Annotated in this window: 17 protein-coding genes; 4 read left to right on the top strand and 13 right to left on the bottom strand. The window is 47.6% G+C overall.

Features of this window, described 5'->3' with window-relative positions; genetic code table 11:
* The first annotated feature begins 82 nt into the window (after positions 1–82).
* Positions 83–646 (top strand): VC2662 family protein, encoded by a 564-nt coding sequence (locus Pcarn_RS12600; RefSeq protein WP_261834184.1) that lies wholly within the window; start codon positions 83–85, stop codon positions 644–646.
* Positions 647–736: 90 nt separating this feature from the next.
* Here Pcarn_RS12600 and Pcarn_RS12595 read toward each other — a convergent pair whose 3' ends face one another.
* Complete coding sequence (locus Pcarn_RS12595) at positions 737–2,332, bottom strand: alpha-amylase family glycosyl hydrolase (protein ID WP_261834183.1); 1,596 nt, start codon at positions 2,330–2,332, stop codon at positions 737–739.
* A gap of 172 nt (positions 2,333–2,504) precedes the next feature.
* Positions 2,505–3,527, bottom strand: coding sequence for an EF-P beta-lysylation protein EpmB (gene epmB / locus Pcarn_RS12590; RefSeq protein ID WP_261834182.1), 1,023 nt, complete (start codon positions 3,525–3,527; stop codon positions 2,505–2,507).
* Positions 3,528–3,559: 32 nt separating this feature from the next.
* Between epmB and efp the strand changes: the two genes are divergently transcribed.
* Positions 3,560–4,126 carry an elongation factor P gene (gene efp / locus Pcarn_RS12585; protein WP_261834181.1) on the top strand — a complete coding sequence of 189 codons (567 nt, stop codon included), beginning with the start codon at positions 3,560–3,562 and terminating at the stop codon, positions 4,124–4,126.
* Between the two features lie 65 nt (positions 4,127–4,191).
* Here efp and frdD read toward each other — a convergent pair whose 3' ends face one another.
* Genes frdD through frdA form a run of 4 tightly spaced genes read right to left on the bottom strand, consistent with a single transcriptional unit; the run spans position 4,192 to position 7,478 of the window.
* A complete protein-coding gene (gene frdD / locus Pcarn_RS12580; RefSeq protein WP_261834180.1) occupies positions 4,192–4,554 on the bottom strand; it encodes a fumarate reductase subunit FrdD in 363 nt (120 codons plus the stop codon).
* A gap of 10 nt (positions 4,555–4,564) precedes the next feature.
* On the bottom strand, positions 4,565–4,948 hold the full coding sequence (gene frdC / locus Pcarn_RS12575) for a fumarate reductase subunit FrdC (protein WP_261834179.1): 384 nt from the start codon (positions 4,946–4,948) through the stop codon (positions 4,565–4,567).
* Positions 4,948–5,685: a succinate dehydrogenase/fumarate reductase iron-sulfur subunit gene (locus tag Pcarn_RS12570; protein ID WP_261834178.1), complete on the bottom strand. Its 738-nt coding sequence runs from the start codon at positions 5,683–5,685 to the stop codon at positions 4,948–4,950. The genes frdC and Pcarn_RS12570 overlap by 1 nt, the downstream gene beginning before the upstream one ends.
* Positions 5,685–7,478 (bottom strand): fumarate reductase (quinol) flavoprotein subunit, encoded by a 1,794-nt coding sequence (gene frdA / locus Pcarn_RS12565; protein ID WP_261834177.1) that lies wholly within the window; start codon positions 7,476–7,478, stop codon positions 5,685–5,687. Before frdA ends, Pcarn_RS12570 begins: the two co-directional genes overlap by 1 nt.
* Before the next feature lie 218 nt (positions 7,479–7,696).
* Between frdA and epmA the strand changes: the two genes are divergently transcribed.
* Positions 7,697–8,671, top strand: coding sequence for an elongation factor P--(R)-beta-lysine ligase (gene epmA, locus Pcarn_RS12560; protein WP_261834176.1), 975 nt, complete (start codon positions 7,697–7,699; stop codon positions 8,669–8,671).
* Here the strand turns inward: epmA and Pcarn_RS12555 are convergent.
* The 5 genes from Pcarn_RS12555 to Pcarn_RS12535 form a co-directional block, all read right to left on the bottom strand.
* Positions 8,668–9,555 carry a DMT family transporter gene (locus tag Pcarn_RS12555; RefSeq protein WP_261834175.1) on the bottom strand — a complete coding sequence of 296 codons (888 nt, stop codon included), beginning with the start codon at positions 9,553–9,555 and terminating at the stop codon, positions 8,668–8,670. The genes epmA and Pcarn_RS12555 overlap by 4 nt on opposite strands.
* 67 nt (positions 9,556–9,622) lie before the next feature.
* Positions 9,623–10,345, bottom strand: a complete 723-nt coding sequence (locus Pcarn_RS12550) for a glycerophosphodiester phosphodiesterase (protein ID WP_261834174.1) — start codon at positions 10,343–10,345, stop codon at positions 9,623–9,625.
* A gap of 19 nt (positions 10,346–10,364) precedes the next feature.
* Positions 10,365–11,780: an SLC13 family permease gene (locus Pcarn_RS12545; protein WP_261834173.1), complete on the bottom strand. Its 1,416-nt coding sequence runs from the start codon at positions 11,778–11,780 to the stop codon at positions 10,365–10,367.
* Between the two features lie 175 nt (positions 11,781–11,955).
* Positions 11,956–12,462 carry a ribonuclease E activity regulator RraA gene (gene rraA, locus Pcarn_RS12540; RefSeq protein ID WP_261834172.1) on the bottom strand — a complete coding sequence of 169 codons (507 nt, stop codon included), beginning with the start codon at positions 12,460–12,462 and terminating at the stop codon, positions 11,956–11,958.
* A 77-nt stretch (positions 12,463–12,539) separates the two neighbouring features.
* Entirely contained in the window at positions 12,540–13,430 is an 891-nt protein-coding gene (locus Pcarn_RS12535; RefSeq protein WP_261835685.1) for a 1,4-dihydroxy-2-naphthoate polyprenyltransferase, read from the bottom strand.
* 130 nt (positions 13,431–13,560) lie between these two features.
* Between Pcarn_RS12535 and Pcarn_RS12530 the strand changes: the two genes are divergently transcribed.
* Positions 13,561–14,205, top strand: a complete 645-nt coding sequence (locus Pcarn_RS12530; protein WP_261834171.1) for a TetR/AcrR family transcriptional regulator — start codon at positions 13,561–13,563, stop codon at positions 14,203–14,205.
* A 48-nt stretch (positions 14,206–14,253) separates the two neighbouring features.
* On the opposite strand, the gene asd is transcribed toward Pcarn_RS12530, so the two are convergent.
* Both asd and rsgA read right to left on the bottom strand, forming a co-directional pair.
* Entirely contained in the window at positions 14,254–15,117 is an 864-nt protein-coding gene (gene asd, locus Pcarn_RS12525) for an archaetidylserine decarboxylase (RefSeq protein ID WP_261835684.1), read from the bottom strand.
* Positions 15,118–15,186: 69 nt separating this feature from the next.
* Entirely contained in the window at positions 15,187–16,242 is a 1,056-nt protein-coding gene (gene rsgA, locus Pcarn_RS12520; protein ID WP_261834170.1) for a small ribosomal subunit biogenesis GTPase RsgA, read from the bottom strand.
* Positions 16,243–16,326: the final 84 nt, after the last annotated feature.

Raw genomic sequence — 16,326 nt, 5'->3', positions numbered from 1 at the left:
TATTTTGCTGTGGCAAATACCATCTTGGGGTATTCTTATTAGTAGCTTGATATGCAAGCTCTACAACAAGATGGATTTTAAAATGAAAAAAAGATTATTAGCTGCAACGGCAGCAGTGGCTCTTGCTTCCCCTCTAGCTATGGCTAATAGCTCTCCGGTAATGTTCTCAAGCCTGAACGGTTTCAACGCTCCAGATGCAAATGCAGTGGGTGGTGTTCGTCTTGCAGTGCTACACGGTAAGGTTGGCGAGGTAAAGGGTGTTGATTTCCCTCTACTAGGTATGTCTGAAACTAATACCACTACCGGTGTTAACTTCGGTCTTATGTTTGGTGGCTCTAAGGTAAACCAGCAAATGACAGGTGTTTCTTTTGGCCTGTTCAACTGGATGCCTGGACAAACTACTGGTGCTAACGTGAGTGCAGTAAACATCACCAACAACGTTAAAGGCCTTAACTTTGGTGCGGTAAACTACTCACAAGGTATGACGGTAGCTGACGTTGCGTTCGCAAGTGTGTCAAAGAGCTCTAACTTCCAGTTAGGCTTCTTCAACATGACAGATAAGATCGATGGCGTTCAGATTGGTCTAATCAACTGTGCTGACAACGGTTTCTTCAAGTGCTTCCCAATCGTTAACTTTGCGAAGTAAAAATACCGTTATCTGAATAGCAATATTCTAAAAATAAAAGTGGCGGAGCTACTGTTTGGTAGCTCCGCCATTTTTTATTCAAATTACACTTTATTCAATAACGTCTAAGAAGCGAGCCTCAAACGCTTGCAGGGTAAACTGATAGTTACCCGATTGAACCTCAACAACCTCATTAGTCATAAGGTCAATCAAGTCTTGGCTTGTACCTAGTTGTTCTGAGGGCAGGGTGATCTCTTGTGCATTTGGACCTAGGTTGGCCGCATACACTACCTTGTTGTCACCCGAAGTCTTAAGGTCGATATAGATATCGCCTTGTGCCTCTAGATTGAGCCTCTCCCCCGCATAAAGAGCTGGGTTAGCATCACGAATCTCCATCAGTTTGGATACATAGCTTCGAAGGTCTGCTTGATTGGCAGTCAGAGTATCACCTGTCACGCCCTCTATCTTGGCGCTACTGCGAGCAACATGGTCATCACATAAGCCCTGTACGGCACAGTCGCTAGTTACCTGGTCATCGAAATCTGGTACTTCATCACCAATCTCTTCACCGTAGTAAAGGGTGATAGGTCCGGTGTAAGCGGCTTGGAAAGCAAACGCCGCCTTGTGACGAAGCCAGTATTCATCCTCATTTGGTTCAGCGATATCTCCTCGCTGTAGTAAGTCGCCAAATCGCACTAGGTCATGGTTGCCAAGCATTAGATTAGGTTTGGCATGGTCTGGATATTTAGCGTGGGTCTCATAGCCATTAGCCAGCCACGAAGCGTCGCGACCCGATACATTGCTCTCGTTGGCAGCGAGCGTTTCTACTATGCGATAGCGCATTGGGAAGTCGAAGGCTGAGCACAAAGCTGGAGCTTCTTCTGTGCCATAGCCTGTCTCGGCGATGTAGTCCTCACCGTTCCAAATTTCTGCCACCATGTAGCCAAGTGGATTGACGGTCTCACCTAGGTTATTGGTGTAGGTGACAGACTGTGATGCTTCATCTACCGCCTTGCGAATCTCAGTCCATGCCTCTGTCGGGACTTGATAGGCTTGGTCTAGGCGCCAGCCATCAATTTTTAGCTCTTCAATCCAGTAGGTTGCGACTTCCTTATAGAAAGCCAAGCTCTCAGGGTAGCTAACTGGGTTACTGCTTCCGCTTGGCGTCAGTCCGGAAGGAGACGGGACGACGTTGTCTTTGTGGTGACCAAACACGCCATCAAAGAACACGTAGAGACCTTTTGCATGGGCTTTTTCGACTAGCGCTTTGGCTGTGTCCATATCGCCGAATCGTGGGTCGATAGAGAAATAGTCACTGGCAAAGTAACCGGTCGCATCTAGGCGGTCTGCCCAGTGATCTTGTCCATCAACTGGAATCGAGTGGAAAATCGGCGTTAGCCAGATGGCATTTGCTCCGGTCTCTTTGATGTAATCCAGTGAGTCAATGATCCCTTGCAGGTCTCCATTATGGTGGCTTGTGCCATAACCGGTTCCGTGACCGATGTTCGGATCTCCGCTAACAAAACTCTCTACCATCACCTGATAGATGCGCAGCTTATTGGATTGCTCAGATTGGCTTACATTACAGGCATAGGTTTCTGGTGTTTGAGGGCCATCCTGGCCTGAATTACCGGAGTCTGAGCCTCCACAACCGAACAGTGCGGCGCTTAATGCCAGAGTGAGGAGTGTTTTATTTGCGTGTTTCATGGGTGTTCCTTTGTAACTAGCACTCTTCCTGAGTGCTAAGACGAAGAGTCTGCATCAGATAGTGCTAAATTACGTTTTGAATAGCCATGAGTTGGGGTGGTTTGTTTATGAACTTAGAATTCCATCGCGAATTGTAGGGCTACAAAAAGCGAGCTAGATCTCGGGGTAATAATTACTCTAAGTGCAGATCGAGTGGTGTCTTACTCGGCTTGCCACCTGTTTCTCGGGTAAGTTTGGGTACGAGATAGCCTGAGGTGCTCGCCATTACTTCCGCCATCAAGGCCTTGGCTTCTTCATCCTCAATGTAGAAGTGTGTTGCACCTGCTACCTTGTCTAAAACATGCAAGTAGTAGGGCAGTATGCCTGCATCAAAGAGCTTTTGGCCTAGGGCAACTAAAGTGCTCGCATCGTTGTTAACCCCCCTCAAAAGCACCCCTTGATTTAGCAAGGTCACATCGGCTTTCTTCAGCTTTAGACAAGCCTGTTCCAGCTCTCTAGATATCTCATTGGGGTGATTGATATGGGTCACTAGGATCGATTTCAGTCTGGTTTGTTCAAGCATTTCACACAATTCATCGGTCACTCTATCTGGAATCACCACAGGTAGGCGCGAATGGATTCGCAGACGCTTCAGATGCGGGATAGCACCCAGAGCATCGATCAGAAACTTGAGTTCACTGTCCTTTGCCATCAGCGGGTCACCGCCAGAGAGGATCACTTCATCAACCTCAGGGTGCTCAGCGATATAGTCGATGTTTGCCTGCCATACTGATTTGTTGCCACGGTTCTCCGAGTACGGGAAGTGACGACGGAAACAGTAGCGGCAGTTCACCGCGCAGTTGTTCTTTAGGATCAGCAACACTCGGTTCTTATATTTGTGTAGCAAGCTGGGCTGAGCATTGTTTTGCTCTTCTAGCGGATCTGCCACAAATTCAGGATGCTCAATAAACTCTTCTTTTACTGGCAACACTTGCCTTAAAAGAGGGTCGTTTGGATTGCCTTTTTCCATTCTCTCAGCAAAGCTTAATGGCACTCGCTGTGCGAAGGCTTTGCGCGCTGCGAACCCTTGGCTGAAATCGGTCGGGTCTATATGCAAATAAGCCAGTAACTGTGCAGGGTCTGAGATCCCATCTGCGAGCTGTTGCAACCAGTTTTGTTCAACAGAATCAGCTTTTTGGGTTATGATATGCGACATTAAAACTTGCTCTAGAAATTAAAGAGGGAAAAATGGCTACTGTAAGTACCAATGAATTCAAAGGCGGCCTTAAGCTAATGCTTGATAGCGAGCCATGCGTAATCCTAGAAAACGAATACGTTAAGCCAGGTAAAGGTCAGGCGTTCAACCGCGTTAAGATCCGTAAGCTACTGTCTGGTAAGGTTTTAGAGAAAACCTTCAAGTCTGGTGAGACTGTTGAAGTAGCTGATGTTATGGATATCGACCTAGATTATCTATATAACGACGGCGAATTCTACCACTTTATGAACAATGAAACCTTCGAGCAGATTGCAGCTGACGTTAAAGCAGTTGGTGAGAACGCTAAGTGGTTGGTAGAAAACAACACTTGTATGATCACTCTTTGGAACGGTAGCCCAATCACTGTTACTCCGCCAAACTTCGTTGAGCTTGAAGTAACGGATACTGACCCAGGTCTGAAAGGCGATACTCAAGGTACAGGTGGTAAGCCAGCGACTCTATCTACTGGTGCTGTTGTACGTGTTCCTCTGTTCATCGCTATTGGCGAGGTTATCAAAGTAGATACCCGTACTGGTGAATACGTAGGTCGCGTGAAGTAATCTTCACTCTGCGAACATAAAAAAATGGCGCATCATCTGATGCGCCATTTTTGTTTTGGTCTGGGTTAGACCATAAACACAAACACGATAGCTAGACCCGTTAGGAAGGCCGCTGCAAAGTAGCATGCAATCTTACCGGCAACGCCAGTGTGGAATTTTAGGTCGTGCATACCGTGGTGTAGACGGTGCATTGCGTGCCACATAGGTAGCGCAATAGAAGCGATGATAAACAGGCCACCTATGATGCTAGTAACGAAGCTAGAAACACGCTCGTAGCTCATTGCTTCTGCATCGATCACACCTAGTGGAACCAAGATACCTAGCACAAAGATAGTGATAGGGGTGATCATTGCAAACCAGCTACCACCGGCACCAAACAGTCCCCACCATACTGGTTCGTCTGAACGCTTTGGATTCTTATTAATCACGTCATACTCCTCAAACTATGATTAGAACTACAAGTGAAATGAACGCTACAGCTGCCCACTGAGCCAATACCACCGCTTTCTTATCTAGGGTCTTACCCTTGATGCGAATAGGCATAACCTGAGGCATCATGCTAAAGAAGGTGTGCGCGTGGAAAAGGCTACCTGCAAGTGCCAGCACATTGATGAGCATCACGATAGGGTTCTTCATGAACTCAAGCCAAGTAGCCCAAGCCTCTGGACCTTTGACCAAAGAGCCAAGGCCAATGGTCAGGAATAGAGTGAATAGGATCAGTGGCAAAACGGTCGCTTCACGCAACATATAGGTGCGATAGAAAGAGTGATCCTTCCACCAGGTGCGCTTCATTTCACGAACATAAGGCTTACGATTACTCATTACGCATCCTCCGGTTTCAGCATCGCAATCACAAAATCTTTTGACGATTCAATCTTGCCTTGGTTAACCGCCGCTGCAGGGTCAACGTTCTTCGGACAAACCTCAGAGCAGTAGCCAACAAAGGTACAGCCCCAAGCGCCATTGTCGCCATTGATCAGCTCCATACGCTCTTGTTTGCCGTTGTCACGAGTATCTAGGTTGTAGCGGTGCGCAAGAGTCAGCGCTGCTGGACCGATGAACTCAGGGTTTAGGCCGAACTGAGGACAGGCTGCATAGCAAAGACCACAGTTGATGCAGGCAGCAAACTGCTTATAGCGAGCCATCTCTTCTGGAGTCTGTAGGTTTGCGCCATCTTCAGGCTTACGATCATTACCTATGATGTAAGGCTTAATCGCTTCAAGACGCTCGATAAATGGCGTCATGTCTACGATCAAATCCTTTTCGATAGGGAAGTTCGCCAGTGGCTCTATGGTCAAACCATCTGGGTAGTCACGCAGGAAGGTCTTACATGCCAGCTTAGGCACATTGTTTACCATGATGCCGCACGAACCACAGATAGCCATACGACAAGACCAGCGGTAAGCCAGATCCTTGTCTAGATGGTCCTTGATGTAGCCGATAGCATCCAGTACCGACATGGTCTCATCGAAAGGAACCTCGAACTTCTGCAGATAAGGTTGTTCGTCTTTCTCCGAGTCGTAGCGAAGAATGTCTACTTTTTGAATACGAGATGGCATTACTTGTTCTCCTCAGCTTCTGCTTTTGCCGCTTCTTCAGCTGCTGCACCGTATAGGCGAGCCTTAGGCTGAGACTTAGTGATGGTCACATCGCTGTAGTCGATAGATGGCGCTGCATCTTGGTTGAAGAAAGCCAGTGAGTGCTTCAGGAACTGCTCATCATCACGCTCTGTGCAGCCTTCATCTAGACGTTGGTGTGCACCGCGAGACTCTTTACGCAAGATAGCAGAGTGAACCATAGCCTCTGCTACCTCAAGGCCATAACCAACCTCGATAGCGTAAAGCAGATCAGTGTTGAACACCTTGCCTTTGTCTTTGATGCTGATCTTCTTATAGCGCTCTTTCAGCTCAGTTAGCTTGTCCATGGTCTCTTGCATCAGGTCTTCACGACGATAGATACCACAGCCCGCTTCCATGGTTTTACCCATTTCAGTGCGGATTTCAGACCAGTTTTCATCGCCTTCTTGACCCAATAGCGATTGGATACGAGCATCAACGGCATCGATCTGAGCTTGAATACTTGCATCATTCCAACCCTTGAATTCTGATGCACGCTTAACTGCTTCTTCACCGGCAACGCGACCGAATACCACAAACTCAGCCAGCGAGTTTGAGCCAAGGCGGTTAGCACCGTGAAGACCTACAGAAGCACACTCACCTACCGCGAATAGACCCTTGATGCGAGTCTCACATTTAGGGTCGGTTTCGATACCACCCATGGTGTAGTGAACGGTTGGACGAATTGGGATTGGCTCTTTGGCTGGATCAACGTTTACGTACGCTTTTGCTAGCTCACAGATAAACGGTAGACGCTCTTGCAGATACTCTTCACCAAGGTGGCGAAGGTCTAGGTGCACCACATCACCCAGTGGGTGTTCTATGGTGTTGCCTTTCTGCTGTTCATGCCAGAATGCTTGTGAAACCTTGTCGCGAGGACCCAGTTCCATGTATTTGTTCTTAGGCTGACCTACTGGAGTCTCAGGGCCCATACCGTAGTCTTGTAGATAGCGATAGCCGTCTTTATTGACGATAATGCCGCCCTCACCACGACAACCCTCGGTCATCAGGATACCTGTGCCTGGCAGACCGGTTGGGTGATACTGAACGAACTCCATATCACGCAGTGGCACGCCGTGACGATAAGCCATAGCCATACCGTCACCAGTTACGATACCGCCGTTGGTATTGGTGTTATACACGCGACCCGCGCCACCGGTTGCCAGTACCACTGACTTAGCCTTGATGGCGACCAGTTCACCCTCAGCCATATGGATAGCAATCAGGCCTTGTACCTCGCCTTCGTCAACCAAAAGGTCAACCACGAAGTATTCGTCAAAGCGCTTGATCTGCGGATATTTGATAGAGGTTTGGAAAAGGGTGTGTAGCATGTGGAAGCCGGTTTTATCCGCAGCAAACCAAGTACGCTCAACCTTCATCCCCCCAAAGCGACGAACGTTAACTTCGCCGTTGTCTTTGCGGCTCCATGGGCAGCCCCATTGTTCCATTTGAATCATCTCGCGAGTGGCATTCTCAACGAAATACTCAACTACGTCCTGTTCGCATAGCCAGTCACCACCACCAACGGTGTCGTTGAAGTGGTTATCTAGGCTATCTTCGTCCTTAATTACAGCTGCAGAACCACCTTCCGCGGCCACCGTGTGGGAGCGCATAGGGTAGACTTTTGAGATTAGGGCGATTTCCATTTCTGGGTTCGCTTCTGCTGCTGCGATAGCAGTTCGAAGACCGGCGCCTCCAGCACCGATGACAGCGATATCTGTGGTAAGTGTTTTCACAGTTATCCTCCAGTAGTAAGCAGTATTAACCGCAATTTATAGTAGAAATTCTGTTTACCATTCTAGGGGAATAAAGTTGCGAAAAAATTGATTTACTTGCTTTTTTTCTGGCTAGAAAGGTGAAAAATCCGAAAAAAAAATAGGTCTGTGATCCTTGTCATGTGACACTATGCACAAACAAGCAAGGCTTGTGAGTAACTGATTTCATAGGAACAAATATGTCAGAACCTCTCTGGAAACCGAGTGCAGATATTTCAGCTCTTCGTCTGCGCGCTAAGGTAGTAAACCGCATTCGACAATTCTTTGCTGAGCGTGATGTGCTTGAGGTGGATACCCCGGCGTTGAGCCATGCTGCGGTAACGGATATTCATCTGCATACCTTTCAAACCCAGTTTGTAGGGCCAGGGTATGCCGATGGCAGTTCGCTAAACCTTATGACCAGCCCTGAGTTTCACATGAAACGCCTGCTAGCAGCTGGCAGTGGTTCTATCTATCAGATGTGTAAGTCGTTTCGCAATGAAGAAAGTGGGCGTCACCATAATCCTGAGTTCACTATGCTGGAATGGTATCGTGTCGGTTTTAATCACCATGACCTTATGGATGAAATGGATGAGTTTTTGCAACTGGTTCTGGAAACCGAGAGTGCAGAGCGTATGACCTATCAAAAGGCGTTTCTTAAGGTGCTAGGTGTTTGTCCGCTAGAAGCGAGTATGACGGAGCTTAAAGCTGTGGCCGCTACTTTAGGCCTTAGCGACATTGCTGAACCAGAAGAGGACAAAAATACCCTGTTGCAACTGCTGTTTAGCATGGGTGTTGAAACCAAGATTGGCCAGAAGGTTCCAGCGTTTGTCTATGACTTCCCAGCCTCCCAGGCAGCACTTGCTAAGATAAATCCAATGGACCCAAGGGTGGCAGATCGCTTCGAGGTTTACTTTAAAGGGATAGAGCTGGCTAATGGCTTCCATGAGCTGGACGATGCTAAAGAGCAATTAGCACGCTTTGAAGAAGATAACCGTAAGCGTGTTGAGATGGGGTTAGAAGCGCAACCTATCGATAAGTATCTTATTGAAGCCATCAGTCATGGCCTGCCTCAGTGTGCTGGGGTAGCTCTAGGCATAGATAGACTCATCATGCTAGCGCTAGGTAAAACCCATATCGAGCAGGTAACGGCGTTCGCCTTCCCCCGAGCTTAAGAGACGATGAGCCCTGTTCCAATCACCGCTAAGATAGCGCCAAACCAAGCATAATGGTTGGGGCGCTGTTTGGTGATAAACCACAATAGTGGCAACACCATGATAGGTGTGGTGGAAGAGAGCAGGGCAACCATACCCACATTGCCGTCCTGCAATGCATAAAGGATAAGCGTCATACCTACCGCCATAGCCAAGAAACCATTGAGTGCGGTAATGGAGAAGATCTTGCGATTGATCGGATTCTTAGACTTCGCCAGTTTCGCACCACTCGCCCAGAATAAGCTGTGAGCTGCAAAGGCTGTGATCATACGAATTGCAGAAGCTGCAATTGGATTGATATCGGTCTGCATTACCGGTTTTGCGATAATGCCGCCTAACGCCTGACATAAAGCCGCCAATAACCCTAAGGCGACCCCGATAGCAAGCTTGCCATGCAAGGCTTCCCAGTCGTTGTTATCTGAGCCTTTGCGTCCAAAAAAGATGGCAGTGACTACCCCGGAAAATACCAGTGTTGCACCGATAATCTCGGCCAGATGCCAGGTTTCGTTGAACAGCCAATATCCGAGGATGGCGGAGAAGACTGCATGACAAGAGAAGAGCAACCCCGCTTGTCTCGGTCCCATGCGATTCATACAGGCAAAAAGCGCAGTATCGCCGATAAAGATACCGATAAGACCAGACAACACCATAGGCATAACATGTGCCGTGCTGACACTGCCCCAACCTCCGACGATTAAGGCCATGATGGTGAGCATGACAGCGGTGCACCCCATGCGCCAGCGGCTATAGGAAAAAGGCCCGAGGTGACGGGCTGGGGTGACCGATATTAGGCTAGAGATAGCCCATAAGAAGGCAGCCGCTAGGGCCAACCATTCGTATCCCATGGTATTTACTTAAGCAATTGAAGATTAAATCAATATGCCTGATAAATACCTGAGTGCAAAACTAATTTTAGTTTGGCCAGTGGCGAGTCTGATCTGTGATGCCGGAGAAGTAGCGCACCGCATCTACGGGTTTGTCACAGAAGATTCCATCTACACCTAACGTCTGAAGGCGCTTCCAATCCTCTTCTCGATTGACTGTATACACGAAGATCTTTAGTCCTCGCTTCTTGGCATCATCCACCATCTGACCATCGATAACGTCTATATCCACGTTGACGCTGTAGGCACCCAGCTCTTGGGCAAACTGGCACAGGCCGATAGGCTTGTTGGCGGTTAGCGCTGCCAACTTATACTGAGGAGCGATTCGATGCAGTTCTGCAAGCCAGTGATGGTTGAAAGAGGAGATAAGCAGTTGCCCTTCAGCAAAGCCATATTCGTTTACTGCAAGCTCTAGGTGTTCAACTAGGCTATTTATATCATCCAGGCCCTTGAGCTCAATATTGACCGCGCAGCGCCCCGCTAGGGTTTTAAGTGTTTCATCTAGGGTAGGGATGCGCTCTCCCTTACCCGCGTCCAACGACTTTAAGCCGTCGTATGAATGCCAAGTGAGAGGGCCGTTTCCATCTGTGGTGCGGTTGACCCATTTGTCATGTATTACCCAAAATTCCCCTTGATGCTGGTGGATATCCAGCTCTATGGCGCGAGCCCCGCCCTCGATAGCTGATTCAAAGGCCAACAAGGTATTTTCTGGGAGTTCTCCGCGTGCTCCTCTATGAGCGATTACTAACATGACATTTCCTTAGTCTTGGTTAAGTTAAAATCATCATCGCGGCATATACAATCGCTAGGCCGACTACGCCCAGTATGATGCCGGTTTTCGCCATATCCTTACTATCAATCAAGCCAGTAGAATATGCCAGTGAGTTAGGTGGTGTAGAAACAGGTAAGATCATGCCCAATGATGCCGAGAAGGCCACTACAACCAGTAGTCCTTGCAGACCCCCAACCGCTACCAAGCCAGGCATTGAGGCTCCGATAGCCGCCGCGATAGGCATGAGCAAGTTGGCGGTAGCTGTGTTAGACATGAAGTTGGCCATCAGCCAACAGATAATAGAAAGGGTAAGCACTACCGCAACCGGTGATAGGCTTTCATAGTCGATAGAGTGTGCCAGCCCTTTTGCGAGCCCCGTTTTGTCCAGTGCTAAGCCGATAGCAATACCACCGGCAACTAGCCACAGTACGTCCCAGTTGATCTGTTTGATCTCAGCCTTACCCATGATGCCGGTTAGGGTGAATACCGCCAGTGGGATAACCGCCACCACATAGGTGTTCATGCCATGGAGCTTGGTGGTTATCCACAAAATGATGGTGGCTGCAAAGGTGATATACACCACAATAGCCTTCCACGATTTTAAGAACTTACCCTCCAGGGACAGCTCTAGATTTTCTTGCTCAGAAGGGAACAGCTTTTGTAGCAGTAGCCAAGCGATAGCCAGTTGCACTATCACGAAAGGTAAGCCAAACATCATCCAGCTTAAGAAGTCGATAGCATGCTCGCCTGTAAGGTACTGCAGGGCGATGGCGTTTGGTGGCGTGCCTATTGGTGTGGCGATACCACCGGTGTTTGCTGCAATCGGAATACATAAAACTAGTGCTTTGATACCTAGGTCACCCGGTTTAGCTGAAGCTACTATAGGTCCAAGCAGTGCCAACATCATTACTGTAGTGGCTGTGTTAGACATAAACATGGAGAACACGGCAGTGATAAGCATCAGACCTAACATGATGAACTTGGGTTTGCTACCAAACGGCTTTAGAAGCACCCGCGCTAGGTTGTTGTCCAGTTGATACTTAGAGGCGGCAATCGCCAGTGCAAAACCACCCATGAATAAGATGATAATCGGTGATGAGAAGGATCCGAGGATATCGGTATAAGGGATCAATGTGCCAAAGGCTTCATCGGCATGGTCGATACGAAGCACGGTCAATCCTTTATCTGATAAGAAGATCAGCTGTAAGGTGATGATAAGGATTGAGGTGGCAAACACTGGAACAGGCTCAAGTACCCATAGCAGTGCCGACATAATAAAAATGGCTAACAAGCGATGCTGCACTACCGTCAGTTCAGCAATAGGAATCCAGCTGCTGGGCATGGCCAAAACAAATAAGGGGATCAAGATGCTGACTGCCAGTTTGATAATCTGACTTGAGTTGGTTTTATTCATTCCCTAGCGCCTTAAAAGTGACTCCAAGCCCCTGATAGGGCTGAGATTATTTAGAGTTATTATCACTTAACAAGCTAAGGGTTTTATTCGTAAATGCTTTGTTTTTAATCAATAAAAAAGCAGACCTCATATCGAGATCTGCTACCAAATGTGTTTTCTGTTAAGGCTTTCAGGTTTACTCGTCTTCGTCTATCTCGAAGTTAGTTTCTAGTGCCTCCTGAGATAGGATGATCCCTGTGTTATCGGCATAGATATAATCTTCAGGTAGAAAGCTCACCCCAGCGAAGTTAACTGGCACATCGACCTCTCCAACCTCAGTTTGAGTTGCACCCACAGGGTTTGAGGCCAGAGCTTGGATACCAATATTCATATCTTCAAGTTCATCGACTTCGCGTACTGAACCGTAGACTACGATACCTTCCCACTCGTTCTCTTCTGCAAGAGTTGCGATCTCAGCATCGATAAGGGCGCGTCTCAGTGAACCACCACCATCGATAAGCAGAACTCGGCCTTGTCCATCCTCTTCCAGTACGGAGCGAATGAGCCCGTTGTCCTCGAAGCATTTGATTGTGGTTATCTGGCCGGCAAAGGATGCGCTACCACCAAAGTTGCTAAACATTGGCTCTACCACATCAACCTGATCCAAATAAACGTCACAAAGAGCTGAAGTATTGTATTCCATGGTTCGAGTCACCTTCTGATTAGGGTCTGTGAACTGAGTATATCTTGCTAAGGATTAGAAAAACTGATTTAAGTTAACTAAACAATAATTGCGATAGAAAATAAAAGGTTAGCAATTAGAGCTAGCTTTACAATGTCGCCCATTAGCGGTGCAATTTCAGCGCTGGTGGATGCCGATTTAATCGCAACAAGGTGCTTGATTCCTGGGCCCAATATCATGATCACCAAAGCTAGACTCTCCAAGCTAAAGTGATTGTTGAGAATAAAACCAAGGTAGCAGAGCCAGGCCACACTTACCAAAAGCATGTGATAACGCTTAGCTTTTTCTAAGCCTAGACGCACAGCCACCGTAGTCTTGCCAAATGCGCTGTCGTTCTCAATATCTCGCATATTGTTGACGTTAAGTACACCCACAGCCAAGAGACCTGATGCGGTTGATGGAAGCAATAAGAGTGAATCTATGCTCTGGGTGTGCAGATAGAAAGTACCACCCACACCTAGAAGACCAAAGAATACATAAACCGACAGATCGCCCAGACCAAGATAACCATAAGGTTTTTTACCTACCGTATAGGCAATAGCACAGAAGATAGAGGCCACACCCAAACCGATAAACATCCAGATATCAGCGCTATGAGTGAGTGAGGTGAAGATGAGTGCAAGACCGGATGCCACGCTCAGTAGTGAGCAGATAACCATGGCCGTCTTCATCTGCGCAAGTGTTATAGCCCCTGACTGTATGGCTCGCTCGGGGCCAATTCTCTCTTCATTGTCGGTACCGTGCTGAGCATCACCATAGTCATTGGCAAGGTTGGATAGAATCTGCAGCAGGGTAGCAGTAAGCAGTGCTAAAAGGCTCACTGACCAGAAATGGCTACCTTGAGAGTAGGCGATACAACTGCCTGTCACGATAGAGGCTAAGGCTAGGGGAAGAGTTTTAGGTCTAGCGGCAGAAAGCCAGTGAGAAATAGACAAAATAAATGAGTTAATAATTGTTAATATTGATTTAGAGTATATACCCAAAGGAACGGCCATACACACTGAAAAATAAAGTGTAAATCATGGACTTAAATTCGAAGGCACAGAGTTTCAATACTATATGAAAACAAAGCAAAGAATCATTAAGGGCGCGTTAGAGCTGTTCAACCAACAGGGTGAGCGTAATACCACCACCAATCATATTGCTGCGCATCTTGGGATCAGCCCGGGAAATCTTTATTACCACTACGCCAACAAACAAGAGATCATTCGAGCCATCTTCAACGAATACACCACTGAGTTGCTGGATAGGTTCCGCCCAGTAGAGAGTCAAAGTGAAAGCCTAGTGCTACTCAAGCACTACGTGAATTCGACCTTCTCATTAATGTGGAAGTATCGTTTTTTGTACGTCAGCCTAGCTGAGATATTGGGTCGTGATGAAGAACTACATAAAAACTACCTAGCGGTGCAACACAAGCTGCGCATCAACTTGGTGGCTATTGTGGAGTCCTTCTTGGCGCTGAAGCTAATAGAGGTGAAACGCTCAGACCTTCCTCGCTTGGTCACAAACCTGCACTGCATTGCGACGGGCTGGCTTGGATATCAATCGGCGATGAATGCCAATACAGAGATCACTGAGTCCATGGTAATGCAGGGTATGCTGCAGATACTTGCGGTGGTAAAACCTATGGCAACATCTCTTGGACAGGAGCAGTTGGCGCTTCTCGAAGAGGGACTGCTGATGGCAACGCCATCTCAGGCATAAACAAAAAAGGAGCGTTCGATACGCTCCTTTTGTCTGTCTTAGGTGTGCTTACGACTCTTGGATATGAGCGTAAGCTGTGCCTAGGCGAGTTGTTGCATCAAGCTGCATGCTTGAATCGAACTCGATAGCACCTTTCGGGAATAGGTTGATAACCGTAGAGCCCAGTTTAAAGCGACCCATCTCTTCACCTTTCTTGATGTGGATAGCCTTTTCGCCCTCACTTGGGTAATCCCAGCGATACACAGTGTTGCCTGTTGGTGGAGTCACAGTGCCTGCCCAGGTAAGCTCGATGCTACCTACGATAGTCGCACCTACTAGAACTTGAGCCATAGGGCCGAACTCAGTATCGAAGATACATACCACGCGCTCGTTACGTGCAAATAGGTTTTCCACGTTCTCAGCTGTTAGTGGGTTTACGGAGAACAGGTCACCCGGTACGTAGATCATCTGACGCAGTGTACCGTCACACGGCATGTGTACGCGGTGATAGTCACTAGGAGATAGATATAGCGTAGCAAAATGACCCTCACTGAATTCTTCAGTTAGGTCTAGGTCGCCACCGAGTAGCTCACGCGCTGAGTAATCGTGATTCTTTGCTTGGATAAGGCGGTCGTTTTCGATCGGACCAAACTGGCTAACGCAAGCGTCAGCTGGGTGCACGATGACAGACTCGTCTTCTACTACTGGGCGAACGCCTGCCTTTAGTTCACGCACGAAGAAGTCGTTAAAAGTCTTGAAGTGCGCAGGATCTGAGTGCAATGCCTCATCCATGTTGATCTTGTACTGCTTAATGAACCAGCGAATGATAGAAGTCGTGAAGCTTCCAAGCTTTGCTGATGCCAGCTTACCGACTAGGCGGGTCAAGCCATGTTGAGGGAGCCAGTATTGGGCGCCCACTTTGATTTTATCAATCACAATATGATCCGTATTTGCAAAATTGGTCGTGAATGTTACTTAAAAAGCCTGAGTTTGTCTAAAAAGCTACTGGTCTAGCTTTTTGTTACGCGAATATTGTCGATTCGCTTTGTTCTCCGCCATGCTCTCGATAATTCTATGGTAGTTATCGAATCGCGATGGATGGATCTTCTCTTTATCAACAGCCTCTAGGATGGCACAGCCTGGGTCGTTTAGGTGCTTACAGTCTCTAAACTTACACAGCCCCAGGTATTCGCGAAACTCAACGAATGCCTTGGTAACTTCATCGGCTTCCAGATGCCAAAGTCCAAATTCTCGAACCCCAGGAGAGTCGATAAGGTCACCGCCAAGAGGGAAGTGGTATAGACGTGAGGCCGTAGTTGTATGCTGACCTAGATTCGAGTTTTCAGAGATCTCACCCTCCTCAACCTCTAGTCCAGGCATAAGCGCATTAACTAGGCTGGATTTACCTACACCAGACTGACCCACGAAGATATTTATCTTGCCTTGCAGTTCTTGCTGCAGCGCATCGATACCCTCGCCAGTCTCTTTACTTACTAGAAGCACCTTGTAACCAATATTGGTGTAGATATCGAGTTGCTCTTTGTAAGCAGTCATGAGCGCTTCATCAGCAAGATCGATTTTGTTCAGTACCAGTAGAGGTGCGATCTCTAGGGTCTCTGAAGCAACCAGATAGCGGTCGATAATCGAAAGTGATAGCTCTGGAAGTACAGAAGAGACAATCACCATCTGCTCAACATTAGCAGCAACTGGTTTTAGGCCGTCGTAATAATCAGGACGGGTTAGCACTGAGGTGCGTGGCTCTACCGCCTCAACCACACCCGAAATACCCGCCATGGTCTCAAGACCTTTACGCCAGATTACTCGGTCGCCTGAAACTAGGCTCTCAATACCACGTCTTAGGTTACAGCGTTGGATTTCACCTGATTCTAAGTCTTCAATATCCGCATGCTGACCAAATCGAGTGATCACCAATCCTTTCTTCGACTCACCAAGCATCTGCTCATCCCAGTCCACACTGGTATCCTGCTTGAGTCGTTTCTTCTGATTGTGTCGTACTCGACGTACTTGCCCTTTAGTGAGCTTTTTCTTTTTGGCCATTAATGGTTTCCGACTTAATTGGCTTTTTGATATTGCGGAGTATCATATAATTAAATTCGCGATCTAACACCAATAATAGGCAAT

It is taken from the genome of Vibrio ishigakensis, from assembly GCF_024347675.1.
Lineage (GTDB): Bacteria > Pseudomonadota > Gammaproteobacteria > Enterobacterales > Vibrionaceae > Vibrio > Vibrio ishigakensis.
The sequence above is the reverse complement of the archived record's forward strand: the minus strand, read 5'-3'. Positions and strand labels throughout refer to the sequence as shown.